Raw genomic sequence first — 24840 nt, forward strand, 5'->3', positions numbered from 1 at the left:
AAGTTATTCAATTATGGCGCAATTTAGCTGAAATCTGCTCAATTGCGCCATCACTTCACAATCCTTCATCTTAGCATTACTAAAATTCAACAACTTGCGTGATGAGTTTGTTATATTAAGCTCGCATTCAAATATAGAGGTAGTGGCAGTGGTTCAGTCTGATTCATATGAAGTTATTGAGAATCGTTTAAAGGATAATATTCTGATCTTGGATGGTGGTATGGGTACCATGATCCAAAGCTACAAGCTTGAGGAACAGGATTATCGAGGCGAGCGTTTCAGTGACTGGCACAGTGAACTGAAAGGCAACAATGACCTGCTGTCATTAACTCAACCTAAAATCATTAAGGCTATTCATTCTGCCTATCTAGAAGCTGGCTCGGATATTATCGAGACCAACACCTTTAATGCTAACTCTATCTCGATGCTCGACTATCATATGGAGTCTTTGAGCTACGAGATTAACTATGAGTCTGCAAAACTGGCTCGTGAAGCGGCCGATGAATTTACCGCTAAGAACCCAAATAAGCCACGTTTTGTTGCGGGTGCGGTAGGACCTACTAGCCGAACTTGTACTATCTCGCCTGATGTAAACGATCCAGGTTTTCGTAATGTGTCATTTGATCAATTAGTGGAAGCGTATACAGTTTCCATTGATGGCTTGATTAAAGGCGGTTCAGACCTGCTTCTAATCGAAACCATTTTCGATACCCTAAATGCAAAAGCTGCTATTTTTGCCGCGCTTCAATACTTTGAAGATCATGGCGTTCGTTATCCAATTATGATTTCCGGTACGATTACCGATGCATCGGGTCGTACGCTTTCTGGGCAAACCACTGAAGCCTTCTGGAACTCAATTTCTCACGCTCGACCAATTTCTGTAGGTTTAAACTGTGCCTTGGGTCCAAAAGATCTACGTCAGTACATCGAAGAGCTTTCAAATATTGCTGATACGCATGTTTCTGCGCACCCTAACGCGGGTCTGCCAAATGCGTTTGGTGAATACGATGAAACACCAGAAGAAATGCTGGAAGAGATTCAAACTTGGGTGGATGCCGGTTTCTTGAACATTATTGGTGGTTGTTGTGGTACTGAACCAAGCCACATCAAAGCCTTTGCCGATGCGTTCCTAGAAGCGACGCCTCGCGTTATTCCTGAAATTCCAAAAGAATGTCGTCTATCTGGTCTTGAGCCGTTTAATATCAGCGATGAAAGTTTGTTTGTTAACGTTGGTGAGCGTACTAACGTTACGGGTTCTGCGATGTTTAAACGCCTGATCAAAGAGGGTGATTTTGACACAGCGCTAGATGTTGCTCGTCAACAGGTAGAAAATGGCGCGCAAATCATCGATATCAACATGGACGAGGGGATGTTGGACTCAGAAGCCGCTATGGAGCGCTTCTTAAAACTGATCGCCTCTGAGCCAGATATCTCTCGTGTGCCAATCATGCTGGATTCGTCCAAATGGGAAATTCTAGAAACGGGTCTTAAGAACATTCAAGGTAAGGGTGTTGTTAACTCGATCAGCTTGAAAGAAGGTGAAGAAAAGTTCATCGAACAAGCTAAACTGCTGATGAAATACGGTGCAGCGGTTATCGTGATGGCGTTTGACGAAGTCGGTCAGGCGGATACACGAGAGCGTAAAATCGAAATCTGTCGCCGTTCATACGATGTGTTGGTAAACAAAGTGGGCTTCCCACCAGAAGACATCATTTTTGACCCGAACATCTTTGCTATCGCAACAGGTATCGAAGAGCATAACCGCTACGCGTTGGACTTCATTGAAGCAACCGGCGATATCAAGCGTGAGCTTCCTTACGCGAAAATCTCTGGTGGTGTGTCGAACGTATCGTTCTCGTTCCGTGGTAACAACCCCGTTCGTGAAGCGATCCACGCGGTATTCCTATATCATGCGATCAAAAACGGCATGACCATGGGTATCGTAAACGCAGGTCAGCTTGCGGTTTACGAAGACATTCCAAAGCGTCTGCGTGATGCGGTGGAAGACGCTGTGCTTAACCGCACACCTGATGCAACAGACAATCTGTTGGCTATCGCTGGTGAATTCGCTGGCACGGGTGAAGTAGCAGAAAAAGAAACGCAAGAGTGGCGTGGTTTGCCGGTTGGCGAGCGTCTGACACATGCATTGGTCAAAGGTATCACTGAGTTTATCGACGAAGATACCGAAGAAGCACGTCAACAGTTTGACCGCCCTCTAGAAGTGATCGAAGGTCCTTTGATGGATGGTATGGGCGTTGTGGGTGATCTATTTGGCTCCGGCAAAATGTTCCTTCCTCAGGTGGTTAAGTCAGCACGTGTCATGAAGAAAGCCGTGGCTTACTTGATGCCATTCATTGAAGAGGAAAAAGCTCGTAACCAAACACAAGGCTCTTCTAGCGCTGGTAAAGTGATTATGGCCACCGTTAAAGGTGATGTACACGATATCGGTAAGAACATCGTTGGCGTTGTGCTTCAATGTAACAACTTCGAAGTGATCGACCTTGGCGTGATGGTGCCGTCTGAAAAGATCTTGCGTACCGCGAAAGAAGAAAATGCGGACATCATCGGTCTATCAGGTTTGATCACGCCATCTCTAGATGAAATGGTGCACGTTGCCAAAGAAATGCAGCGTCAGGATTTCCATATTCCAGTGATGATCGGTGGTGCAACCACTTCAAAAGCGCACACAGCGGTTAAGATCGAGCAGAACTACAAAAACAACCAAGTAGTTCACGTTACCAATGCTTCGCGAAGTGTCAGTGTTGCCAGTAACTTGTTGACCAAAGATGCTGAGCGTCATGCTAAGTTCATTGCTGAAATCAAAGATGACTATGAGAAAACACGTATTCGCTTTAAAGATCGTGCTAAAGCGGGTCGTCGTGTATCACTTGATAAGGCGCGTTTGAATAAAACGCCAGTGGATTTCTCAAGCATTAAAACGCCTGAGAAGCTTGGTATCACAGTATTTGATACAACAGATATCGACTTTAATGAAGTGCAAAACTACATCGACTGGACGCCATTCTTCCAAACTTGGGAGCTTGCCGGTGCCTACCCACGAATCCTAACGGACGAAGTCGTTGGTGAAGAGGCGACCCGCTTGTTTGAAGATGCTAAAGCCATGCTTGCGACCGTTATCGAAGAGAGTTGGTTAGACGCAAAAGCAGTAGTGGGTCTATTCCCAGCAAACCAAGTAAACCATGATGATGTTGTCATTTACACAGATGAGTCTCGTACCGAAGAAGTGATGACATTAAATTTCTTACGTAACCAAAACGAGCTCAATGCACCGGGCAAATACAACCAGTGTCTTTCTGACTTCGTGGCAACCAAAGAGCAGGGCAACGATTACATTGGAGCTTTTGCTTGTGCGGCTGGTTTTGGTATTGATGAAATTGTTGCACGTTTCGAAGCAGATCACGACGATTACAACTCGATCATGATCAAAGCGGTAGCTGACCGTTTGGCGGAAGCAACAGCGGAGTACCTACACGAGAAAGTTCGTAAAGAGCTTTGGGGTTATGCTCCAGATGAATCTCTAACGAATGAAGAGCTTATCAAAGAGCGCTACAAAGGGATTCGTCCTGCACCAGGTTATCCTGCATGTCCTGATCACACTGAGAAAGACAAGCTTTGGGAATTGCTGGATGTGACCAAAAACACGGGTATGGAAATTACTGAAAGCTACGCGATGCTGCCCACTGCTGCGGTAAGTGGCTGGTACTTTGGTAACGCAGAAAGTAATTACTTTGGTGTGGGTAAAATTGGTCCAGATCAAGTAGATAGCTATGCTGAGCGTAAAGGTATGACGAAAGATGACGCCGAGCGTTGGTTGGCCCCTAATTTAGGATACGACCCAGAGGATGATCGAATCTAATTCGCCATTCAGCCTTAAGGCAGGCATTCAACTTAAGATCCCAAGCCAAGCCGCTTGGGATCTTTTCACTCAGCCAAATCAGACAAACTGGAATCATGCGATGCAATCGTTTGATTCAGATTTTGGTTTTTTAACTGGCTCAACGCAAAAAATCACTTTTCAATCTCTTCGTGGCCCTTTTGCTGCAAAGTTTGAAGTCATTGAATCCATTTCTGGCCAGCTGCTCGTACTTGAAGGGCATTTCCGTCATTGCTTGATCAAGCATACTGAGCAATGGCAAATCCATTTTTCATCCATTGGTATGGCTCAAACAGAGGTGAGCATATCTTTTGTTTTAAGTGGTGCATTTGCATCGCGTATTTGGAATGAAAAGAAATTAATCGTAAATAATATACTAAATTTATGGCTGGAGAGTTTAAGGCTTCAGTCTGAGAGGTTTTAACATTATGGCAAAAGCAATTCATGATCCTGAAAAACATGCAGAACGCATGAAGAAAATTAAAGAGCATGTCGACAAGCGAATTGCGAAAGCCCAAGAAGAAAAGGGTACCTTTGTACTGCTTACAGGCAATGGTAAAGGGAAGTCTAGCTCCGCATTAGGCATGGTTGCCCGCGCATTGGGGCATGATATGAAAGTCGGTGTCGTGCAGTTTCTAAAAGGTGAATGGAATACTGGCGAGATTGATTTCTTTAAGTCTCATCCAAATGTTACTTGGCACATTATGGAAACTGGTTTTACTTGGGAAAGCCAAAACCGTGAGAAAGACATCGAAAGCTCTAAGCTGACTTGGGAGAAAGCAGAGCAACTACTTCAAGATGAAGCCTATGATCTTGTTGTGTTAGATGAGCTCACCTACTTACTTCATTACGAATATCTAGAAGCCGATAGAGTCCTCAAAGCGCTTATGGAGCGACCAGAAATGCAGCACCTTGTTGTGACAGGCCGTGGTGCAAGCGATGAACTGATTGAACTTGCCGACACCGTTAGTGAAATCAAAGAAATCAAACACGCATTCAAGCGAGGCATTAAAGCCCAAAAAGGGCTGGAATTTTAGTAATTTTGTTGGTTGTATGAGCGACTTTCCCCGATTGGAATCGGGTCGTACGAGCGGGTTGTACCCGCGATAAAAAGCTTGCTTTCCCGATGGAATCGAGTCGTACGAGCGGGTTGTACCCGCGATAAAAAGCTTGCTTCCCCGATGGAATCGGGCCGTACGAGCGGGTTGTACCCGCGATAAAAAAGCTTGCTTCCCCGATGGAATCGAGTCGTACGAGCTGACTCCTGTCAGCGATTTAGGCTTATCATCCCCGATAGAATCGAGTCGTACGAGCGGGTTGTACCCGCGATAAAAAGCTTGCTTCTTCGATGGAATCGGGGCGTACGAGCCATCTCCGCATGGCGATTCAGGCTTATCATCCCCGATTTAAACAGGATCGTAATTCCGCTTTAGTTATGATGTTAAGTATAAAAATCTGAGTAGGTTGTCTATTTTAGTCAGATAAACTGCAATGAGATTGTTATTATAGCGTTTTTAACTTATTGGAGAATTAGTCATGGCAGCGATTGAGCGTCAAGAAGTTGGTCAGCGTATGAGCCGTATTGTTAAACATAATGGCATGGTGTTTTTGTGTGGCCAAGTTGCTGCGGATGCAAATACTGATATTTCTGAGCAAACTCAAACTATGCTAGATAAAGTGGATGCATTGCTTGAGCAAGCTGGTTCTAGTCGTGAACATATGCTTTCCGCGACTGTCTACCTTCGTGATATGAAAGACTTCGCTGCCATGAACGCTGTTTGGGATGCATGGGTGCCAGAAGGTCATGCACCAGCGCGTGCTTGTGTCGAAGCACGCCTAGCGCGAGCAGAATTGTTGGTTGAGATCTCAGTGGTTGCCGCTGAGAAATAACTTTTAGTTAGTGTTTGCTAAGGTCGACGCTGATGCCAGCGTCGGCAATAGTACGGCTCAATATTTGGATGTTGCGAGCCATATCTCTTGATAAGTTCAGTATCAAAATCCCAAAATCAAAGGCGAATCGATCATGGAACTCGCCGAATGCCGAGTAATCAATTTCAAGTAACACGGCATCTGTATCTGCTATCGCGTAACCATTTCGAGCAGACAATGAAACCATAGTGACATAGCCTAACGCTTGTCCAAATGTCACCTGTCGAATGAGTGAAGAAGCATTATTCTTCTCTCGGTAATAGCTTAAAGTACCTTCTATAATGATGAAAAAGCTGTCGCCTTTATCGCCATCTGAAAATAGTTGTTCACCTTGCGCCAAATGAATCATTTTCCCACGATTAACTAAGTAATCGATCGCTGAAGCACTGAGTGCACCAAATATAGAACCTGTCTTTAACGTATCTGCTGTCAGATCGTAAGGGCAGTTTTTAGTGTTGACTGTATTCATGACAATCACCTCCCTTTGTTTACAGCATATGTCCGTTACAGGTCTTTAACCATGTAGTTTGCATAGAGATTCGTAGCAAACCGTAATCGTTTGCTACGACTTGAGAACATGAATGTATTCAGAGTGTTAACAAAATGACTTAACGTTTGTCTTTGTAAGGGTATGCTTTCTGAAACTCTAATATCTCTACTTCATCACCAACATGGATAGTACCTTCATTTTCAGCCACTAGGTTTACACCAAACGTAACACCTTCTTTTGCGATTAAGCGAAACTTGGCAAGAGTCTTAAGAGGCTCTCCCTTGAGGCTTCGCTCAGCAGTTTTCGGGTCTAATGTGGTAAAGATGCAGCGTTCACATGGCTTAACATTTTCAAAAATCACATCGCCAATACGAATTTTTTTCCAAGTATCTTCGGCAAATGGCTGGTTTCCTTCAATAACGATATTTGGTCGAAAACGTTCCATTTCATTTACTTGAGGGCCGCTGTTGTTTAGGTCTTCGAGGGATGCTTCAGTGGTCAATAGGAAAGGGTAGCCGTCAGCAAAAGCCACAGGAAGATCCGGTCTGCGACTTGTAAAGCGCTCGGACTGATCGCCAAAATAGACAAGCTTAACGGACAGATTGAGTAATTCGCTAAACCAAGTATCAAATTGGCTGCTGGTTAATTGTCCACGGACGGGTGTTTCCCAGATCTCAGTATTGACGTAGTCATCATCAAATTGATCTGGATTGATCGAGATACCGACAGACTGTTGTGGGTGGCTTAAGGAAAGCGTAGTACCATTAATGCTTGCTTCGATAAGTGTTAGAGCAGGGTAGTCTCGTGCCGTTAAAAATAGCCCTTTTTCATCAATTAACATATAGCGTCGATCAAACTCTAATCCAGATAATGTGACCCTAGATGAGTTTAATGGAATAACTTTACAAGATTTTAAAGGGTATACGGCTAATTGAGAGACTTTCAGAGACACGAATAATCCTTAGATGAAATGAGCGTTAAGGTATCTTAAAGGTATTGATCATCAATCGCCATATGAAGATGGCTCCGTCGCTGACTGGAGTCAGCTTGTACGACCCGATTCCATCGGGGACGTGGCTTTTAAATCGTAGTTGTAGGACCTCGGTTTCCGAGGGAAAATATCTTGTCCCGCGCACAGCGCAGTCCTACAATCAAAGGCGCAGATTGCGCTCGCACGCCTCATAAACAAAGCGGCCCCCTGCAATGTTGGAACATCACAGGAGGCCGGTCTGTTACCTAATTCAAGGTAATTGTATTAGATGTAGTAAGATTTTAGCGGAGGGAAGCCGTTAAACTCTACTGCACTGTAAGTGGTGGTGTACGCACCTGTAGATAACCAGTACAAGCGATCACCGATAGCAAGATTCAATGGCAGGCCGTACTTGTAGTGTTCGTACATGATATCGGCGCTATCACACGTTGGTCCTGCAATGATAACCTCTTCAAGTTCCCCTGTTTTCTCAACGTGAATAGGGTATTTGATCGATTCATCCAATGTTTCAATCAAGCCTGAGAATTTACCAACATCAGTGAAAATCCAACGGTTAAGTGCAGTGTGTGACTTACGAGAAATCAATACCACTTCACTTACCAAGATACCCGCATTAGAAATCAAAGAGCGACCTGGCTCTAGGATAATTCGCGGCATATCATCACCAAAATCTTCTTCCAAGAATCGAGTGATTTCTTCAGCATAGGTAGCAAGATCATTGGTACGGCTGATGTAGTTCGCAGGGAAGCCGCCACCCATATTGATCATTTTTAAAGTGATGTTGTCTTCGCTCTTTAGACGCTCAAAAATCACTTTAACGCTGGCGATCGCAGCATCCCATGCGCCGATATCTCGTTGCTGAGAACCAACGTGGAATGATACACCGTATGGTTCTAGACCTAGCTCTTTAGCCAAAATCAATAGATCCATAGCCATGTCGGGACGGCAGCCGAATTTACGGGACAACGGCCAGTCAGCTGATACAGTGCCTTCTGTTAGAATGCGAACGTAAACACGCGAACCAGGAGCAGCTTTCGCAATATTACGAAGGTCAGCTTCTGAGTCGGTTGCAAACATGCGTACGCCTTTCTCGTAGAAGTAACGAACGTCTTGGGCTTTTTTGATCGTGTTGCCGTAGCTAACTTGCTCAGGTTTTACACCACCAATAGCAAGTAACTTGTCTAGCTCGTAGCGTGAAGCAACGTCAAAGTTTGAACCACGATCACGTAAAAGCGTTAAAATTTCTGGTGCTGGGTTGGCTTTAATAGCGTAAAAAATATCAGCAGTTGGAAAGCCTTTTGCCAATTCAGTGTACGCTTCGTCGATCATTTTCGTATCGATCACAACAAAAGGGGTTTCCTTTGTATCAGCCAAAGACTTCAAGCGTTTGAATTGTTCAGGTGTGTAAAAAGAATGTACATCAATAGGCATCATTGACATGGCGCATTGCTCCTTATTTTGAGAAAACATAATCCGAAAAATACGCCTTTACCTCCCCCCATCCTACTTTTAGCTGTTACTTATCCGGCATTTTAAGCCTTAAGCGACTAGCGCAGCAGTTGAAGCGGTGCGGAATATGTTCAGCAACGACGCGAGGCGAAATTTAAGGCGCAATGAATTTCACGTCAAGTAAATTTTTATCTTTTTTTTAGGCACAAAAAAAGGCCCCGAAGAGCCTTATATTGTATAGAGTTCTAACCATTTTTTCGATGGTTCTGAACGTGAAAAAGTGCAGAGCCTAATATCAAAGCGCCAACGAAATACACGCCTTCCATTGGGTTATTGGTTAATGCCGTCAAGCCTGGTCCAGGGCAATAACCGCTTAACCCCCAGCCGATGCCAAAGAGTCCAGCCCCTAATACCAAGTTCTTATCGATATCACGTCGCGTAGGCACGTACCACTTGTCTGCAAGCCAAGGCTTTGAACGTCTATTTCGAATAACATAGCCAATCATTCCAATAGCAACCGCACCGCCCATCACAAAAACCAAAGATGGGTTCCAATTCCCAAATATATCCAAGAAACCAATAACGACAGCTGGGTTAGTCATTTCAGAGATAGCAAGACCGAGTCCAAATAGCAGTCCAGTAAGAAATGTAATAATTGCGTACATAGTAAAGCTCCAGCTACTTGGTTAGCAAAACGGTGATTATCGCAGTGGTCATAAATATCGCCGTAGCAATCAATGATCGAGGTGATAGACGAGAAATACCGCAGACACCATGACCACTTGTACAGCCGCTACCTAAACGTGTGCCATAACCAACTAAAAGGCCTGATATGATCAGTAGTAATGGGCTTCTCATTTCAGGGAAGGGTTGCGATGGTTCCACCAGAATCCCGTAAGCACTTCCGCCGAGGATTAAGCCAATGATAAAGAGGAAAGGAAGCAATCGATCTTTGCTAAATAAAGCTTGGGCCAGAATGCCACTGATCCCCACCACCTTTCCTGTTAGAAGAAGGTAGGCGGCGGTTGTAAGGCCAATAAGCAAGCCACCTAACAAGGGCATTGTAAATGCGTCCATAGAGTAAACCTCGTGCAATGAAATATATAATTAAGAATAATCTAATATAAAATTATTTACTAGCTTTCATGCAGAAAAATACAGTTTAGAAAGTTAAAATTTACTTAGTTTCAAAAGGATAAAATGTGAAGAATGATTTTCTTATTACCCAATGCCCCGATCTTACCTGCCACCTGCGATAGTTACTTAGACTGTACTCCTTCACAGTTGATTGAGCTAAATGGTAATCACTGGCGTAAAATACTCACAATCATTGCAAAGTTGATTACTGAACCTGATGAGGATTGGCGTATAGTTAGAGATCAATATATATGGGAAAGGGCGAAGCTTTGCTTCAGCGCCGATGAGCTACCGTTGAAAGATGATTGTTCAGTTATTGTGGGCAAAACATTTCTCGAACAGATGCCCATCCCGCAAGATGCGGACCAAATTGTATGTGGAAAGCACACTGCTTATCTATCCGGCTCATGTCTTTGGACCCCGTATTTGGATTATCGCCAATTCCCTAATGTGCTTATTGAGGCATTAAAAACAAGACTTAAGGTTTCTTCATGATCAATGCGTTAAAAAAACTATTTAGCTCCACAGACACCGTTGCAGATCCAATCAGCTATCAAAAAGCGGTCGCTGCACTATTACTTGAAGTAGTGATTGCTGATGATGAAATTCATCCAAGTGAAGAACAATCAGCCAAAGAGGCAATAAAATCAGTAAGTAACTTGGGTGAAGATATTGATCGCCTATTTGATGACGTTAAAAATACCATTCATGATGCTAACGACGCTTATCAATTCACTAAAGTTATTAATGAGCAGGCAAGCCTGGAGCAGAAATTTGAACTCTTGAAATGCTTATGGCGAGTAGCTTATGCGGATGGAAACCTGGATGCGCACGAAGATCACCGTATTCGCAAAATAAGTGAGCTTCTGTTTATGCAACACTCTGAGTTTATACAAGCTAAATTAGCAGTACTTGAAGAAATGAAATAACTTGGACGAGCTGACACTTATCAGCGAACTGGGCTTTTCATCCCCGATGGAATCGGGTCGTACGAGCTGACTCCTGTCAGCGATTCTGGATTATTATCCCCGAGAGAATCGGGTCGTACGAGCTGACTCCTGTCAGCGAACTGGGCTTTTCATCCCCGGTGGAATCGAGTCGTACGAGCTGACTCCTGTCAGCGATTCTGGGTTATTATCCCCGATGGAATCGGGTCGTACGAGCTGACTCTAGGTCCTATATGTTATATTTCTCTGAAATATCTAAACTCAAGGAGTGAGCTTTATGTATCAAGGAAAAGGGCATTCCGCACTTAGGCGCGGGCGTGTATATGAGCTAGGGCATGTATATCATTTAGTCTTCTCAACTGCTGATAATACCCCTTACTTAAATGTTTTCGAAACGGCGAGGCTTGCTATCCAGTCTTTTAAGTTCAGCGATGATAATGCGTGGTCTTTGACGATTGCATTTGTAGTAATGCCTGATCATATTCATTGGCTTGTTCGAACAGTCTCAAAGACACCCAATCAACTAGTAAGCTCTATCAAAAAGCACATTAAATTCCAAAGTAAGAAGAATATACTTTGGAGCAAAGGCTTTTATGACAGTTTGATTAGAGACGAAAAGCAACTCATAAATACCGCAAGATACATTATTGCCAATCCAAAAAGGTCTGGGCTTGTTGCTTCCGTTAAAGATTATTCGCACTGGGATTGTATTTATCTTGAATAAAAAAAGATAAGGATTAGCAATGCTTGGTTCATCCCCGATGGAATCGGGTCGTACGAGCTGAATCTTGTCAGCGATTCTGAATTATTATCCCCGAGAGAATCGGGTCGTACGAGCTGACTCCTGTCAGCGACTCTGGCTTATCATCCCCGATGGAATCGGGTCGTACGAGCTGACTCCTGTCAGCGATTCTGGCTTATCATCCCCGATTGAATCGGGTCGTACGAGCTGACTCCTGTCAGCGATTCTGGAATATCATCCCCGATAGAATCGGGTCGTACGAGCTGACTCCTGTCAGCGACTCTGGCTTATCATCCCCAGTGGAATTGAGTCGTACGAGCTGACTCCTGTCAGCGATACTGGCTTATTATCCCCGATGGAATCGGGTCGTACGAGCTGACTCCTGTCAGCGATTCTGGCTTATTATCCCCGATGGAATCGGGTCGTACGAGCTGACTCCTGTCAGCGATTCTGGAATATCATCCCCGATAGAATCGGGTCGTACGAGCTGACTCCTGTCAGCGACTCTGGCTTATCATCCCCAGTGGAATTGAGTCGTACGAGCTGACTCCTGTCAGCGATACTGGCTTATTATCCCCGATGGAATCGGGTCGTACGAGCTGACTCCTGTCAGCGATTCTGGCTTATTATCCCCGATGGAATCGGGTCGTACGAGCTGACTCCTGTCAGCGATTCTGGCTTATTATCCCCGATGGAATCGGGTCGTACGAGCTGACTCCTGTCAGCGAACTGGGCTTTTCATCCCCGATAGAATCGGGTCGTACGAGCTGACTCCCGTCAGCGAACTGAGCTTTTCATCCCCGATGGAATCGGGTCGTACGAGCTGACTCCTGTCAGCGATTCTGGCTTATTATCCCCGATGGAATCGGGTCGTACGAGCTGACTCCTGTCAGCGACTCTGGCTTATCATCCCCGATAGAATCGGGTCGTACGAGCTGACTCTAGGTCCTATATGTTATATTTCTCTGAAATATCTAAACTCAAGGAGTGAGCTTTATGTATCAAGGAAAAGGGCATTCCGCACTTAGGCGCGGGCGTGTATATGAGCTAGGGCATGTATATCATTTAGCCTTCTCAACTGCTGATAATACCCCTTACTTAAATGATTTCGAAACGGCGAGGCTTGCTATCCAGTCTTTTAAGTTCAGCGATGATAATGCGTGGTCTTTGACGATTGCATTTGTAGTAATGCCTGATCATATTCATTGGCTTGTTCGAACAGTCTCAAAGACACCCAATCAACTAGTAAGCTCTATCAAAAAGCACATTAAATTCCAAAGTAAGAAGAATATACTTTGGAACAAAGGCTTTTATGACAGTTTGATTAGAGACGAAAAGCAACTCATAAATACCGCAAGATACATTATTGCCAATCCAAAAAGGTCTGGGCTTGTTGCTTCCGTTAAAGATTATTCGCACTGGGATTGTATTTATCTTGAATAAAAAGATAAGGATTAGCAATGCTTGGTTCATCCCCGATGGAATCGGGTCATACGAGCTGATTCCAGTCAGCGACTCTGGCTTATCATCCCCGATGGAATCGGGTCGTACGAGCTGACTCCTGTCAGCGATTCTGGCTTATTATCCCCGATGGAATCGGGTCGTACGAGCTGACTCCAGTCAGCGAACTGGGCTTATCATCCCCGATGGAATCGGGTCGTACGAGCTGACTCCTGTCAGCGACTGAGGGTTATTATCCCCGATGGAATCTAGTCGTACGAGCTGACTCCTGTCAGCGATTCTGGATTATCATCCCCGATGGAATCTGGTCGTACGAGCTGACTCCCGTCAGCGAACTGAGCTTTTCATCCCCGATGGAGTCGGGTCATACGAGCTGATTCCAGTCAGCGACTCTGGCTTATCATCCCCGATGGAATCGGGTCGTACGAGCTGACTCCCGTCAGCGAACTGAGCTTTTCATCCCCGATAGAATCGGGTCGTACGAGCTGAATCTTGTCAGCGATTCTGAATTATTATCCCCGAGAGAATCGGGTCGTACGAGCTGACTCCTGTCAGCGAACTGGGCTTTTTATACCCGATGGAATCGGGTCGTACGAGCTGACTCCTGTCAGCGACTCTGGCTTATCATCCCCGATAGAGTTGGGTCGTACGAGCTGACTCCTGTCAGCGATTCTGGCTTATTATCCCCGATGGAATCGGGTCGTACGAGCTGACTCCCGTCAGCGAACTGAGCTTTTCATCCCCGATAGAATCGGGTCGTACTTTATTCTTGCTCTTTGGTTTTCTTCGCTTCGTGACTCATCCCTTCATTCAGGCCAGCCTCACGATCAACCGCAGCTAGAACACCACGTAGAATCCCCAATTCTTGTTTCTCTGGGCGTGAGCGGTTGAAGAATCGTTTAAGTTTGTCGAGTACCTTACCAGGGTGGTTACGAACAACGAAGTTAATACCATATAATGTTTCTTCAAGGTGCTCGTAAAACAAGTCCATTTCTTTTTTACGTGGGTATTCTGGAACGATTTTCTCATGCACTTGTTCGTTCTGATGCGCCACCCAGATTTCATAGGCTACGATCTGCACCGCTTGGGAAATGTTAAGTACTGGGTATTCATCGTTTGCATCGATGTATACCTGACGATGACACTGGGCGATTTCTTCATTTAAAAGCCCCATCGTTTCGCGGCCAAATAAAATCGCAATATTGTGCTCTTTTGCTTCTGGGATAACGGTTTCAGCACACTCACGAGCATTCATGATAGGCAACTGGAAGGTGCGATGACGAGCGCTGGTACCAATCACTAAGCTACAGTCAGAAATCGCTTCTTCAAGAGTGTTCACAATGGTCGCATTTTCTAACAGATCCACAGCACCTGCCGCACGGCTTGTTGCTTCTTCTGATGGGTAGTCATTTGGATCAACCAAATACAGGTTGCTTAAGCCCATGTTTTTCATAGCGCGTGCAATAGCGCCGATGTTGCCAGGATGGAAGGTATTAATCAGTACAATGCGAATATTGCTAAGCATGAAATGGTAACTCGTTTACGTTATCAGATTACGGAGTGTTGAGGTTTCTCAAGGTGAGCGTTTGCTCGGTGCTGGCGAAACTAACTTGTTCGAGCACGGTACGTTGCTGCTCATTGAATAGGAAACGCTGACAGGCCTGATGATACAGGGAACCCGTCTCTAACACCAACCGGTAGTTTCCTTTCGGTATGAAATTAGCCGCAAAAGGTTGATTGGCGTGTAAGTAGATAGAAAACGGGGGGAGGCCATCTAAGGACTCAAATTTTAATATGCTGGCTTCAGGTAATTGGTTCAGAATTCGCAATCGACTGGAGCCGCTAGCATTGCCAATCACTTCCCCGTGAATTGGAGCTACTCCTGGGTGACCAAGGCAGCCTGTTTGCTGAGCAAAGCTAGATTGACCAAAACCAAAATTCTCCGCTTTTGACCATCCAGTATTACCTGAATAACTCAGTGTGTACCAGTCGCCTTGTGCTTGAATGACTTCTACATCTTGTAAAGGGGAGATGGTTTGTTTGATCTGTGAAGCGACGCTTGGTTCTGTAAACAGCCGAGTATCTTTTAGAGTGTAGTGATCTCCCAATTGAAATTGTGGGTAGAGTCCACTGATATAAGACTGCTCAAAGGTTTGCTCTTGAGTAAACAGATTGTTCCAATAATGAGCGCTATAGATCCCCATCGCAAAGGTCGCTAAATATGTACTAGCAATAAAAGCGGCTTTCGCTGCGCCTCGTCTAAACGGCTTTACCCTTGGTGGTATGCTCGAAGCTTTAGCATTTGGCTCACGATCAAAACTTGAGTCCGAATCTGCATAAAAAGCTTCATCAGACGACGTATTTTCTTCGGAATAACGATTAAAGCTATCTTGATCGAATTCTGCTTTGGCCTGATCTGACTCAGCTTTGCGCATTTCCTCATATAAAGCATTCATACGACGTTGGTGTAAAGTGCTGCGAGCATTACGAAGTGCCTCTTCACGAGCTCGCTCCTGTTGTGCATTGCCACGTTTCATTTCTTGGTAAGCGCGTTGTTGCTCTTTTACGTATTCACGCTGTTTGGCATCGCTTTCGAACTCGTAACGCTCAAACCCTGAGGTGTTGCGGCTACTGGCCTTTTCGGTAAACGCATAGGGCTTCCAATCTTGACCTTGACTGCGCTTAATCGCTGTTAAGACATTTTGGTAGGCGTCATGAATTCGTTGAAAATGTTCTGTGGTATCTTGGTCAGGGTTTTTATCTGGATGGTAACGACGTGCTAAACGACGGTATGCGGCTTTAGCATCCTGCTCCGTTGCATTAGTCGGTATTTCAAGAAGGTTAAAATCGTCGATTAGGCTCATAGGGTCAACTTACGTCAATTTCAAATCATTATGCCTCAATAACGTCCAAGCACAAACCCAATGACATCTTAAGCCTTGATTTGTGCTGAAGTTTTGCGACTATAAACGTTTTTCATTGAATGACAGGCAAGAGCGAAAGTCCATGAGCGAAACTTTGACCCACCTAGACAGTAATGGCAATGCACACATGGTTGATGTGAGTAATAAAGACGTTACTAAGCGTACTGCAACCGCTCGATCTGTTGTAAAAATGTTGCCTGATACGCTTAAGAAGGTGATTGAAGGTGGTCTACCAAAAGGCGATGTTTTGGCTACGGTTCGTATTGCCGGTATCCAAGCTGCCAAGAAAACGCCTGAATTGATTCCTCTGTGTCACCCGCTAATGCTGACGAAAATAACGGTAGAGATTAATGTGCTGGATGACTGTCGAATTGAGATTCTATGTACCTGTGCTTTGAGTGGAAAAACGGGCGTCGAGATGGAAGCATTAACCGGCGCAAGTGTCGCGGCATTAACCTTATATGACATGTGTAAAGCGGTAGATAAAGGGATCACCATTGTAGAGACCTCTTTGTTAGAAAAGCATGGTGGCAAAAGCGGCTCTTGGAGTGCAAATCGTGGCTAATATCAAAATTGTCTTTTTCGCATCGTTGCGTGAATCCATGAAGTGCGATGAGCTAGAGCTTCAAATTGAGAGTGAATTAACGGTGCGTCAGTTGAAAGAAAAACTAGCTGAGCAACTTCAACAGCCTTTATTACTTGAAGAAAAGGTTAAAGCAGCGATTGATTTTGATTTTGCCCGCGACGATGACCTGGTTGACCCAGCTAAAGTGCGAGAGCTGGCTTTCTTTCCGCCAGTAACAGGGGGATAAATGATCGCCGTTCAAGAACAAGACTTTGATGTTCAGTCTTTATATGACTCACTTTGCGTAGCAAACAAAACGGGGGCCGTTGCAATGTTTGTTGGGCGGGTTCGTGATTTCAGCGATGATCCAGCACAATCAAGTTTTGTGCTAGAGCATTATCCCGGCATGACCGAACACAACCTTGAAAAGATCGTAGCCGATGCAAATCAACGCTGGACGCTATTAGATGTAAAAGTCGTACATCGCGTTGGTAAGTTATCAGTTGACGACCAGATCGTTTTCGTCGGTGTTTCATCAGCTCACCGAGCGGAAGCCTTTGCTGCTTGCGACTTTATTATGGACTACCTAAAAAGCCGTGCGGCCTTCTGGAAAAAAGAGGTCACTCCAGAAGGAGAGCAGTGGGTCGAAGCAAAAACAAGTGACGAACAAAGCCTAAAGCGCTGGTAAACCTCAAGCTGACTCCTGTCAGCTATTCGGGCTTATTTTCCTCGATGTAATCAGATCGTACGAGCTGACTCCTGTCAGCGATAAAGCATCTTTATACTCGATAGAATTGGGTCGTACAAGCCATCTCCGCATGGCGATCAAAAACTATCACTTCTAATATCAATCGTATATTCATATGCCTAAAGCTTCGCTACAACATAGCCAGTACAATTTTTTTAGGTTAACATCAAATTAAATTGACTAAATCAATATCATCGAATTCACTGCATCGATGGATTAAAGAAAAGAATAAAGCAATGGATTGTTACATCTCATATACCCACATTAAATTTTCATATTTCTTTATTAACTTAAATAGTCGCTTTATTGGGCGTACCTCTTACGTCATAGCAGTTAAGCAAGCAGATTTAGGAAAGCCTCATAATGAACCAAGATATGTCTGATCATAGAAAGGCGGTGGTGAATCTCACTTACTCCTTGTCTAAAGATACTGTTTCAAAATTCATAACTAGTTTAAGCAGTGACTCCCAGCTAGCCGAATTCATACAATGTGACCTTATCGCCCAAAACGATTTGTTAGTGCCATTCGATTGCAAAAAACTAGCAAGCTTGTGTGATTCATCAAACGAACAAAGTCAGTTAAAGGCATATGACGATTTATTATTCGTCATAGACAGCAGTGCAAACGGCATGGCACATATCTTACGAAATCAAACTGATGTGAGTGTTGATGCAGCCATCGAAGAATGGTGCTCTTTTTTAAATGCTATGTTTGCAGTTCGAAAAGCACAGCGATCGCGTATTAAGTTAGTCATAGCTCAAGGGTATAACTCGATAGCTGACCAATATGATCTTTCAGGCCAGCTATTATGCGCTACTCACCCAGACTTAATGGAAATCACAGAGTTACTTGAGGCAAGTGCTCTACCAATCTCCAATGAAGTGGGCTTTGATATCAATGACTGCCTTCAGCAAGTTAAAACGTCTGAAGCTCAAAAAGAAGGATTGCTGAAAGATTCTGAGCTGAAAGCGTTTGAGCTTGAAAAGCATATAAACGAATTAGCAGAAGAAAAAGAAGCCATTTTTGCTCAGCTGTTCACCGTACAAGAGAACTTAGAGCAGCTGCATATATCAAAAGATTCACAAGTTACCTCTCTAAACGTTGAAGTTAAAGGCCTAAACGAAAAGCTTAAGAAATCGCAAAAGCGTATAGAAGAATTAGAGGCAGATAAAGCGTCTACTATTGATCAACTACTCACCACGCAAGAAAGCTTTAAGGTGCTTCAAGATAAGCATGAAGCGCAGGTAAAACAGCATCAAAAAAGCTTGCAAGTTACCCAAGAAAAACTGGAAGTAGCATTAGCAGATAATCAGAGCCTAGTTCAGCTAAAGCAATCTTTCGAAAGTGATCGAACGACGTTAGTCGAAGAAAATGACCTTCTTCTTAATCAGCTGCTTACTGTGCAAGAATCTCTCGAAGAATGCTATTTCGGTCAGCAAAAACTTCTATTCAAGCTTTATCCGTCACTAAATAAAGAGTCACAAGAGTCCGATTTCGATGTAGATCAAAATATTCTGCAAATTGCACGCTCAGAATACTTTGATGCATTATGGTATGTCAGTGAATACCCTGAAGTGATTGAAAATAGCATCAACCCAGCAGAGCACTACTTAACCACTGGTTACTTAGAGAATAAGGCTCCAAGCCCTTACTTCGATGGTGTTTGGTACTTAGAAACTCATCCTGATGTTGCCAGTGCTCAGCTTAATCCATTGCTTCACTTTGAACTACATGGGCGAGAGGAAGGGCGTGCTGCTAAGTTTGATTTAACTAGTAATGATTTGACTTCAGAATAATGGACACTCAAATGGATTTAACCACATATTTCTCAGATATCGATGCTTTAATGCACCTTGGTGCAGGAGCCTGTTCAGAGCTGAATGATTATTTAGCTGCAAAGCCTAATAAAATTGTCCTAGTAGAGGCCGATTCTGAGCTTGCTAAATCATTAAAGAAAAAAGCATCGAAAGAACAGTCAGTCACCGTACTAGAATCTTTGGTATCTACAGGTGATGATGAGAAAGCTTTTTACCGCTACAGTCTTCCGAGCACGAGCTCGACACGAAAAGGTAATGAGCTCTTTTCATTGTACCCAAGTCTCAAGCTGGTTAGCGAAGTGCATTTGCCTGCGCAGGACGTAAAGCAACTTATATCAAATGAATTTGATCTCACATCTAACAATGCACTTGCGATTGATCTGCCAGGTCAGGAGTTTGAAGTCCTTTCAAGCTTATTTGATTCAGGATTGCTTAATAACCTTGATAAGCTAATTGTGTATGTGAACTCGGAAGTTCTGTATGGAGGTGAAGCAAGCCTAAGTGATACATATCAGCTGTTAGTAGACCATGGTTTTGAAGAATTATTCTCATCTATTGATGTGTCGGATCGAAAGCGCTATGTAATGCAGCGTCATCCACTTTACAAGCAAATCTTAGATACAAAAGCTGAAGTAAAACATGTTATGCAGGAGCTTACTCAAAGTGAGCTACAACTGGCTACATTACAGGCAAAATCAAAGCAGAGTAAATCGGCTCATTCGAAGCAGATTAAGGCTAAAGATCTAAAGATCGACGCACTAAACTCATATATAACAGAGCTTGTGCAGCAGTTAGATGAATTTAAATCTAAATTAGATACCGCTGAAGTTGCCTATCAAAAAGAGTTACTAAATAAGAACAATGAAATTGAAGCTCTGACGTCAAAGATCACTGAGCAATCGCTAGCACTAGAAAAAGTCACGGCTGAGTCAAAAATCACTCAGGACGAGCTACATAAAAAGTTAACATCCAAAGAAACTCAACTTAATGAGCTATCAAAAACGCTAGAGCAAACGAAAACAGATTTTGAGTCATCGAAGTCAGCTTCAGAGCAAGAGTTAACAAAAGCAAGACAAGAACACGAGAACCAAATTGCTGAATTTGAAAAGACTGTATCGGATAAGAGCAGAGAAGTTGAAGCTCTGACGTCAAAGATTACTGAACAATCGCTAGCACTAGAAAAAGTCACGGTTGAGTCAAAAACCACTAAGGACGAGCTACATAAAAAGTTAACAGCCAAAGAAACTCAACTTAATGAGCTATCAAAAACGCTAGAGCAAACGAAAACAGAGTTTGAGTCATCGAAGTCAGCTTCAGAGCAAGAGTTAACAAAAGCCAGACAAGAACACGAGAACCAAATTGCTGAATTTGAAAAGACTGTATCGGATAAGAGCAGAGAAATTGAAGCTCTGACTTCAAAGATCACTGAGCAATCTCTAGCGCTAGAAAAAGTAACGGCTGAGTCAAAAGCTACTCGGGACGAGCTGCATAAAAAGTTAACCTCCAAAGAAACTCAGCTTAATGAGCTATCAAAAACGCTAGAGCAAACGAAAACAGAGTTTGAATCATCGAAGTCAGCTTTAGAACAAGAGCTAACAAAAGGCAGACAAGAACACGAGAGCCAAATAGCTGAATTTGAAAAAACTGTATCGGATAAGAGTACAGAAGTTGAGGCTTTGACGTCAAAGGTTGCTGAACAATCTCTAGCGCTAGAAAAAGTAACGGCTGAGTCAAAAGCTACTCGGGACGAGCTGCATAAAAAGTTAACCTCCAAAGAAACTCAACTTAATGAGCTATCAAAAACGTTAGAGCAATCAAAAGCTGAGTTTGAATTCGCTAAGTCTGCTTTAGAGCAAGAATTAGCGAGTACTAAGCAAAATCATGATAAACAATTATCTGATAAACAAGCGGAGCTTTCTCAATTACAGGAGAAGCTAGATCAAACCCATGGTTGGTTTGTCGCCCGCAAAAAGCAAACAGAAGAGCAAGAAACGCAATTAGCAGAGCTAAATCAAAAAATAACTCAGCAAGTGGAAGAGTTGGCTGCTTTAAAAGCTCAAAAGGAGGCACTAAACTCACAGCTAAATGAGAAAACCTCCCTTGAGTCCCAAATTCAGCAACTGTTTGATAAGCAAACTCATCACTTGCAACAAGCAACTAATGCTCTAGGCCGACATATCACCGAAACTGTTGACAAAGGGGCTAAGCGTGTTGAAGCGGTAATGAATGTTCAACGTGGTATTGCTTCCCCTGAGTATTCATTGGAATACGGCACCTATAATATTAAGCCTGAACTCGCACTGTTTTTAACAGATAAAATTAAATCTAATCAATACGATTTGGTTATTGAGTTCGGTGCAGGTACATCTACACAGGTGATGGCAAAATTGTTATTTAACAAAGCAACCGATTACCAAAGTACCTACCAATCAAACTATCACCTTGAAGATGATTCGACTCAACACCCTGTGGAGAAGAGCCAAGCGCCTAGTGCTTATGAGCTACCTAAGCGCTTGATGAGCTTTGAGCACAGCAAGCAACATGCTCAAAAAATTCAAAAAAACTTAGAGGCAAACAACCTTCAAGATACTGTTGAACTGGTGTATGCCCCTTTAGTGGATGTTGAGTCGCAGGGTAAAGAGTACCTGTTCTATGACTGTAAGCGAAAAATTGATCAAATTGCCGATATTTTCGATGGTCGCAATGCCAAAATACTGGTGTTAGTTGATGGCCCAACCTCTGATGGTGATAGTGAAGATCGGTTTATGGCGCTTCCAAGTCTGCTTAAAAGTTTGAGCTCTCATCAGTTAGATATTGTATTAGATGATTATCATCGTGAGACAGAGCAAGTTATAGCTCAACAATGGACCGCACTGTTAGACAAGCGCGAACTGTCATATCAAAGCAATGAAAATTCAGGCGCATTTTGGCTTTCAATCAATGGTAAAGAATTAAATTAGGGAATGAGCATGGTGCAGCAGAAACAGAGTAAGACATCGGCTTTAGTAAAAGATGCCGCAGAGCTATTTAAAGCAAAGCAGTTTCAACAAGCTAAAGAGTTATATATTGAAGCGGCTAAGGTTTTAGGTGAGCGAAACTTTTCGATCAATATTGCTTTATGTGATCAGAAAATAAGCGGTAGGAGCTTGCCAATACTGTCGGACAATAAGGCAAATATTGTTGTAGAGAGTTCAAACCCAGACCAGCTGGCACAAACTCAGGCCCTATTGGAAAAATATTTCAATCGTTGCCAAGAACTTGAATATAAATTATTGGATAGAAACTAAACATGAAAGTTTTAACTGTATTTGGCACTCGCCCTGAAGCCATTAAGATGGCGCCACTTGTAAAAACACTGGCTGAAGATGATCGTTTTGATGCCAAGGTATGTGTAACGGCTCAGCACCGTGAGATGCTAGATCAAGTGCTTGCTTTATTTGCACTAACGCCTGATTACGACCTGAATATTATGCAGCCTGGTCAAGATCTCGCGGACGTAAGCTGTAAAATCTTACAAGGCTTAAAGTCTGTGTTAGCTGAGTTTAAGCCAGATGTTGTTCTAGTTCACGGCGACACGGCTACAACCTTTGCCGCAACATTGGCATCGTACTATCAGCAAATTGCAGTAGGCCATGTGGAAGCTGGGCTTCGCACGAACAATATCTACTCACCATGGCCTGAAGAGGGTAATCGTAAATTAACCGGAGCTCTAGCAACCTACCATTTTGCACCGACTCCGGCATCAGCTGACAACCTTAGTCGTGAAAGCGTAAATGAGAATAAGATCTTTGTGACAGGTAACACGGTTGTAGATGCTTTGCTAGAAGTAGTGAATAACATTGAATCAAACGAAGAACTGAGGTTTGAACTAGATCAACGTTTTGATTTCTTGGATAAAAATAAGAAAATGTTATTAGTTACAGGACACCGTCGTGAAAGCTTTGGCGGTGGCTTTGAGCGTATCTGTCAAGCGCTAGCCCAAACAGCTCAAAACCATCCAAATTTACAAATCATTTATCCAGTTCATTTAAACCCTAATGTGCAAGAACCCGTGAATCGCCTTCTTGCAGGGATTGAAAACATTCGTTTAATCGAACCTCAAGATTACTTGCCATTTGTGTATTTAATGAATAAATCACACATTATTCTAACGGACTCGGGTGGCATTCAGGAAGAGGCTCCTTCGCTAGGTAAACCTGTTTTAGTTATGCGTGATACGACAGAACGCCCCGAAGCCGTGAACGCAGGCACAGTAAAACTTGTGGGCACCGATGTAGATACTATAGTCTCTAATTTAGACAAACTGCTGACAGATTCAGGTGCTTATAATGCTATGAGTTTTGCACATAACCCATATGGCGACGGTACTGCATGCCAACAAATCGTAGATGCATTAGCACTGCAGATTAAATAATGCCATCACAAATAAGGACTTTAAAATGAGTATTGAGAACATATCCGTAGTGGGTTTAGGTTATATCGGTCTGCCTACCGCTGCAGTATTTGCCTCTCGGAAAAAACAAGTAATTGGCATTGATGTCAGCCAAAAAGCAGTGGATACCATCAATCGTGGAGAGATTCATATTGTTGAACCAGAGCTCGATATAGTCGTGCAAGCAGCTGTAAAAAATGGCTATTTACGTGCTTCTACGGAACCACAAGCTGCTGATGCTTTTATGCTAGCAGTACCAACACCTTTCATCGAGAGTGAGTCAGGCCATAAAGCTGACTTGAGCTATATCGAAGCGGCCAGCAAATCCATTGCTCCTGTACTTAAAAAAGGAGACTTGGTGGTATTGGAGTCCACTAGCCCTGTGGGCGCCACCGAAAAAATGGCAGCATGGCTGGCCGAAGCGCGCCCTGACCTGAGCTTCCCACAAACACACGGTGAAGAATCCGATATTCGTATCGCGCATTGCCCTGAGCGCGTTCTACCCGGTCACGTGATACGTGAGCTAGTAGAGAACGACCGCGTAATTGGCGGTATGACTGAAAAGTGTTCTGCCGCTGCAGTAGAGCTATACAAAATCATTGTGCAAGGTGATTGTGTGGTGACTAATGCTCGCACAGCAGAGATGGCCAAATTAGCGGAAAATAGCTTCCGTGATGTTAATATCGCGTTTGCCAATGAGCTTTCTACGATCTGTCATGAACTGGATATCAATGTTTGGGAACTGATCGCGCTCGCTAATCGTCATCCACGCGTAAATATCCTACAACCTGGAGCAGGGGTAGGTGGGCACTGTATCGCTGTCGATCCTTGGTTTATTGTGGACTCCTGCCCAGAACAAGCACGTATTATCAAAACAGCTCGTATTGTTAACGATGATAAACCTCAGTGGGTTGTAGAGCGCGTCAAAGAACAATTAGATAATTTGCATCAAGGCGAGCCCGAGCGTACACGTTCAGACATCAAAATAGCTTGTCTTGGTGTTGCCTTTAAGCCTGATATTGATGACCTACGTGAAAGCCCAGCTTTGGGCATTGCTAAAACACTTAGTACACTTGGCGCAAGACTAATAATTGTAGAGCCAAATATTGAAGAGTTACCGGCATCATTAAAAGACTGCAATGCAGAATTAGTGACGTTAAGTGAGGCGATGACGCAAGCGGATACCTTGGCAGTCTTGGTTAAGCATCAGCAATTCATCGAAGCGAAGGATAAACTGGCTAAATGTGCCAGCTTAGTTGATGCAGTAGGCTTATTAGCTTAATTCACAATTTTCACTTACATCCAATAGAGG

At 43.6% G+C, this 24840-nt stretch carries 23 protein-coding genes; 16 read left to right on the forward strand and 7 right to left on the reverse strand.

Going from position 1 to position 24840, the window contains the following annotated elements; all coding sequences use genetic code 11:
- Positions 1-148 precede the first annotated feature (148 nt).
- The 4 genes from metH to ACXAC1_RS16640 all read left to right on the forward strand — a co-directional run bounded on the left by metH (position 149) and on the right by ACXAC1_RS16640 (position 5785).
- The gene (gene metH / locus ACXAC1_RS16625) at positions 149-3877 is read left to right on the forward strand and encodes a methionine synthase (RefSeq protein WP_475062902.1); all 3729 of its coding nucleotides are present in this window, start codon (positions 149-151) and stop codon (positions 3875-3877) included.
- Positions 3864-4319 carry a hypothetical protein gene (locus tag ACXAC1_RS16630; protein ID WP_475062904.1) on the forward strand — a complete coding sequence of 152 codons (456 nt, stop codon included), beginning with the start codon at positions 3864-3866 and terminating at the stop codon, positions 4317-4319. The genes metH and ACXAC1_RS16630 overlap by 14 nt, the downstream gene beginning before the upstream one ends.
- 4 nt (positions 4320-4323) lie before the next feature.
- A complete protein-coding gene (cobO, locus tag ACXAC1_RS16635) occupies positions 4324-4932 on the forward strand; it encodes a cob(I)yrinic acid a,c-diamide adenosyltransferase (RefSeq protein WP_475062905.1) in 609 nt (202 codons plus the stop codon).
- Positions 4933-5431: 499 nt separating this feature from the next.
- On the forward strand, positions 5432-5785 hold the full coding sequence (locus ACXAC1_RS16640) for a RidA family protein (RefSeq protein WP_133559736.1): 354 nt from the start codon (positions 5432-5434) through the stop codon (positions 5783-5785).
- Between the two features lie 7 nt (positions 5786-5792).
- On the opposite strand, the gene ACXAC1_RS16645 is transcribed toward ACXAC1_RS16640, so the two are convergent.
- The 5 genes from ACXAC1_RS16645 to ACXAC1_RS16665 form a co-directional block, all read right to left on the reverse strand.
- Entirely contained in the window at positions 5793-6293 is a 501-nt protein-coding gene (locus ACXAC1_RS16645; RefSeq protein ID WP_475062907.1) for a Crp/Fnr family transcriptional regulator, read from the reverse strand.
- 139 nt (positions 6294-6432) lie between these two features.
- Positions 6433-7266: an MOSC domain-containing protein gene (locus ACXAC1_RS16650; RefSeq protein WP_475062908.1), complete on the reverse strand. Its 834-nt coding sequence runs from the start codon at positions 7264-7266 to the stop codon at positions 6433-6435.
- Between the two features lie 303 nt (positions 7267-7569).
- On the reverse strand, positions 7570-8736 hold the full coding sequence (locus ACXAC1_RS16655) for a type III PLP-dependent enzyme (protein ID WP_133560758.1): 1167 nt from the start codon (positions 8734-8736) through the stop codon (positions 7570-7572).
- Positions 8737-8999: 263 nt separating this feature from the next.
- A complete protein-coding gene (locus tag ACXAC1_RS16660; RefSeq protein ID WP_475062909.1) occupies positions 9000-9419 on the reverse strand; it encodes a DUF6691 family protein in 420 nt (139 codons plus the stop codon).
- A gap of 13 nt (positions 9420-9432) precedes the next feature.
- The gene (locus ACXAC1_RS16665) at positions 9433-9831 is read right to left on the reverse strand and encodes a YeeE/YedE family protein (protein WP_475062910.1); all 399 of its coding nucleotides are present in this window, start codon (positions 9829-9831) and stop codon (positions 9433-9435) included.
- A gap of 132 nt (positions 9832-9963) precedes the next feature.
- Between ACXAC1_RS16665 and ACXAC1_RS16670 the strand changes: the two genes are divergently transcribed.
- The 4 genes from ACXAC1_RS16670 (at position 9964) to ACXAC1_RS16685 (ending at position 13023) form a co-directional block, all read left to right on the forward strand.
- Positions 9964-10386 carry a DUF6942 family protein gene (locus tag ACXAC1_RS16670; protein WP_475062912.1) on the forward strand — a complete coding sequence of 141 codons (423 nt, stop codon included), beginning with the start codon at positions 9964-9966 and terminating at the stop codon, positions 10384-10386.
- Positions 10383-10820, forward strand: coding sequence for a tellurite resistance TerB family protein (locus ACXAC1_RS16675; RefSeq protein ID WP_475062914.1), 438 nt, complete (start codon positions 10383-10385; stop codon positions 10818-10820). Before ACXAC1_RS16670 ends, ACXAC1_RS16675 begins: the two co-directional genes overlap by 4 nt.
- Before the next feature lie 295 nt (positions 10821-11115).
- Positions 11116-11562, forward strand: a complete 447-nt coding sequence (locus ACXAC1_RS16680) for an REP-associated tyrosine transposase (RefSeq protein WP_475062916.1) — start codon at positions 11116-11118, stop codon at positions 11560-11562.
- A gap of 1014 nt (positions 11563-12576) precedes the next feature.
- On the forward strand, positions 12577-13023 hold the full coding sequence (locus ACXAC1_RS16685; RefSeq protein WP_475062917.1) for an REP-associated tyrosine transposase: 447 nt from the start codon (positions 12577-12579) through the stop codon (positions 13021-13023).
- Between the two features lie 781 nt (positions 13024-13804).
- On the opposite strand, the gene trmJ is transcribed toward ACXAC1_RS16685, so the two are convergent.
- Both trmJ and ACXAC1_RS16695 read right to left on the reverse strand, forming a co-directional pair.
- Positions 13805-14566, reverse strand: coding sequence for a tRNA (cytosine(32)/uridine(32)-2'-O)-methyltransferase TrmJ (gene trmJ, locus ACXAC1_RS16690; RefSeq protein ID WP_475062918.1), 762 nt, complete (start codon positions 14564-14566; stop codon positions 13805-13807).
- A 28-nt stretch (positions 14567-14594) separates the two neighbouring features.
- Positions 14595-15905, reverse strand: a complete 1311-nt coding sequence (locus ACXAC1_RS16695; protein ID WP_475062919.1) for a J domain-containing protein — start codon at positions 15903-15905, stop codon at positions 14595-14597.
- Positions 15906-16047: 142 nt separating this feature from the next.
- Between ACXAC1_RS16695 and moaC the strand changes: the two genes are divergently transcribed.
- The 8 genes from moaC (at position 16048) to wecC (ending at position 24810) form a co-directional block, all read left to right on the forward strand.
- Positions 16048-16530: a cyclic pyranopterin monophosphate synthase MoaC gene (moaC, locus tag ACXAC1_RS16700; protein WP_475062921.1), complete on the forward strand. Its 483-nt coding sequence runs from the start codon at positions 16048-16050 to the stop codon at positions 16528-16530.
- Positions 16523-16777 carry a MoaD/ThiS family protein gene (locus tag ACXAC1_RS16705; protein WP_475062923.1) on the forward strand — a complete coding sequence of 85 codons (255 nt, stop codon included), beginning with the start codon at positions 16523-16525 and terminating at the stop codon, positions 16775-16777. The genes moaC and ACXAC1_RS16705 overlap by 8 nt, the downstream gene beginning before the upstream one ends.
- Positions 16778-17218, forward strand: a complete 441-nt coding sequence (gene moaE, locus ACXAC1_RS16710; protein WP_475062925.1) for a molybdopterin synthase catalytic subunit MoaE — start codon at positions 16778-16780, stop codon at positions 17216-17218.
- A gap of 423 nt (positions 17219-17641) precedes the next feature.
- A complete protein-coding gene (locus ACXAC1_RS16715; protein ID WP_475062927.1) occupies positions 17642-19075 on the forward strand; it encodes a hypothetical protein in 1434 nt (477 codons plus the stop codon).
- An 11-nt stretch (positions 19076-19086) separates the two neighbouring features.
- Complete coding sequence (locus tag ACXAC1_RS16720; RefSeq protein WP_475062929.1) at positions 19087-22056, forward strand: hypothetical protein; 2970 nt, start codon at positions 19087-19089, stop codon at positions 22054-22056.
- Positions 22057-22065: 9 nt separating this feature from the next.
- A complete protein-coding gene (locus ACXAC1_RS16725; RefSeq protein WP_475062930.1) occupies positions 22066-22383 on the forward strand; it encodes a hypothetical protein in 318 nt (105 codons plus the stop codon).
- A 2-nt stretch (positions 22384-22385) separates the two neighbouring features.
- On the forward strand, positions 22386-23510 hold the full coding sequence (gene wecB, locus ACXAC1_RS16730; RefSeq protein WP_475062932.1) for a non-hydrolyzing UDP-N-acetylglucosamine 2-epimerase: 1125 nt from the start codon (positions 22386-22388) through the stop codon (positions 23508-23510).
- A 25-nt stretch (positions 23511-23535) separates the two neighbouring features.
- On the forward strand, positions 23536-24810 hold the full coding sequence (gene wecC, locus ACXAC1_RS16735; protein ID WP_475062933.1) for a UDP-N-acetyl-D-mannosamine dehydrogenase: 1275 nt from the start codon (positions 23536-23538) through the stop codon (positions 24808-24810).
- The last annotated feature ends 30 nt before the right edge of the window (positions 24811-24840 follow it).

This window comes from Marinomonas sp. AWM4_232 (assembly GCF_056158325.1).

What these genes read in the sequence shown, in the direction of transcription:
- ACXAC1_RS16655 (WP_133560758.1), bottom strand. Translation starts at nt 8,736, where the DNA reads ATGCCTATTGATGTACATTCTTTTTACACACCTGAACAATTCAAACGC.
- moaE (WP_475062925.1), top strand. Translation starts at nt 16,778, where the DNA reads ATGATCGCCGTTCAAGAACAAGACTTTGATGTTCAGTCTTTATATGAC.
- ACXAC1_RS16665 (WP_475062910.1), bottom strand. Translation starts at nt 9,831, where the DNA reads ATGGACGCATTTACAATGCCCTTGTTAGGTGGCTTGCTTATTGGCCTT.
- cobO (WP_475062905.1), top strand. Translation starts at nt 4,324, where the DNA reads ATGGCAAAAGCAATTCATGATCCTGAAAAACATGCAGAACGCATGAAG.
- ACXAC1_RS16680 (WP_475062916.1), top strand. Translation starts at nt 11,116, where the DNA reads ATGTATCAAGGAAAAGGGCATTCCGCACTTAGGCGCGGGCGTGTATAT.
- ACXAC1_RS16725 (WP_475062930.1), top strand. Translation starts at nt 22,066, where the DNA reads ATGGTGCAGCAGAAACAGAGTAAGACATCGGCTTTAGTAAAAGATGCC.
- ACXAC1_RS16660 (WP_475062909.1), bottom strand. Translation starts at nt 9,419, where the DNA reads ATGTACGCAATTATTACATTTCTTACTGGACTGCTATTTGGACTCGGT.
- wecC (WP_475062933.1), top strand. Translation starts at nt 23,536, where the DNA reads ATGAGTATTGAGAACATATCCGTAGTGGGTTTAGGTTATATCGGTCTG.
- ACXAC1_RS16640 (WP_133559736.1), top strand. Translation starts at nt 5,432, where the DNA reads ATGGCAGCGATTGAGCGTCAAGAAGTTGGTCAGCGTATGAGCCGTATT.
- ACXAC1_RS16715 (WP_475062927.1), top strand. Translation starts at nt 17,642, where the DNA reads ATGAACCAAGATATGTCTGATCATAGAAAGGCGGTGGTGAATCTCACT.
- ACXAC1_RS16670 (WP_475062912.1), top strand. Translation starts at nt 9,964, where the DNA reads ATGATTTTCTTATTACCCAATGCCCCGATCTTACCTGCCACCTGCGAT.
- moaC (WP_475062921.1), top strand. Translation starts at nt 16,048, where the DNA reads ATGAGCGAAACTTTGACCCACCTAGACAGTAATGGCAATGCACACATG.
- ACXAC1_RS16720 (WP_475062929.1), top strand. Translation starts at nt 19,087, where the DNA reads ATGGATTTAACCACATATTTCTCAGATATCGATGCTTTAATGCACCTT.
- ACXAC1_RS16685 (WP_475062917.1), top strand. Translation starts at nt 12,577, where the DNA reads ATGTATCAAGGAAAAGGGCATTCCGCACTTAGGCGCGGGCGTGTATAT.
- trmJ (WP_475062918.1), bottom strand. Translation starts at nt 14,566, where the DNA reads ATGCTTAGCAATATTCGCATTGTACTGATTAATACCTTCCATCCTGGC.
- ACXAC1_RS16675 (WP_475062914.1), top strand. Translation starts at nt 10,383, where the DNA reads ATGATCAATGCGTTAAAAAAACTATTTAGCTCCACAGACACCGTTGCA.
- ACXAC1_RS16645 (WP_475062907.1), bottom strand. Translation starts at nt 6,293, where the DNA reads ATGAATACAGTCAACACTAAAAACTGCCCTTACGATCTGACAGCAGAT.
- ACXAC1_RS16695 (WP_475062919.1), bottom strand. Translation starts at nt 15,905, where the DNA reads ATGAGCCTAATCGACGATTTTAACCTTCTTGAAATACCGACTAATGCA.
- wecB (WP_475062932.1), top strand. Translation starts at nt 22,386, where the DNA reads ATGAAAGTTTTAACTGTATTTGGCACTCGCCCTGAAGCCATTAAGATG.
- ACXAC1_RS16630 (WP_475062904.1), top strand. Translation starts at nt 3,864, where the DNA reads ATGATCGAATCTAATTCGCCATTCAGCCTTAAGGCAGGCATTCAACTT.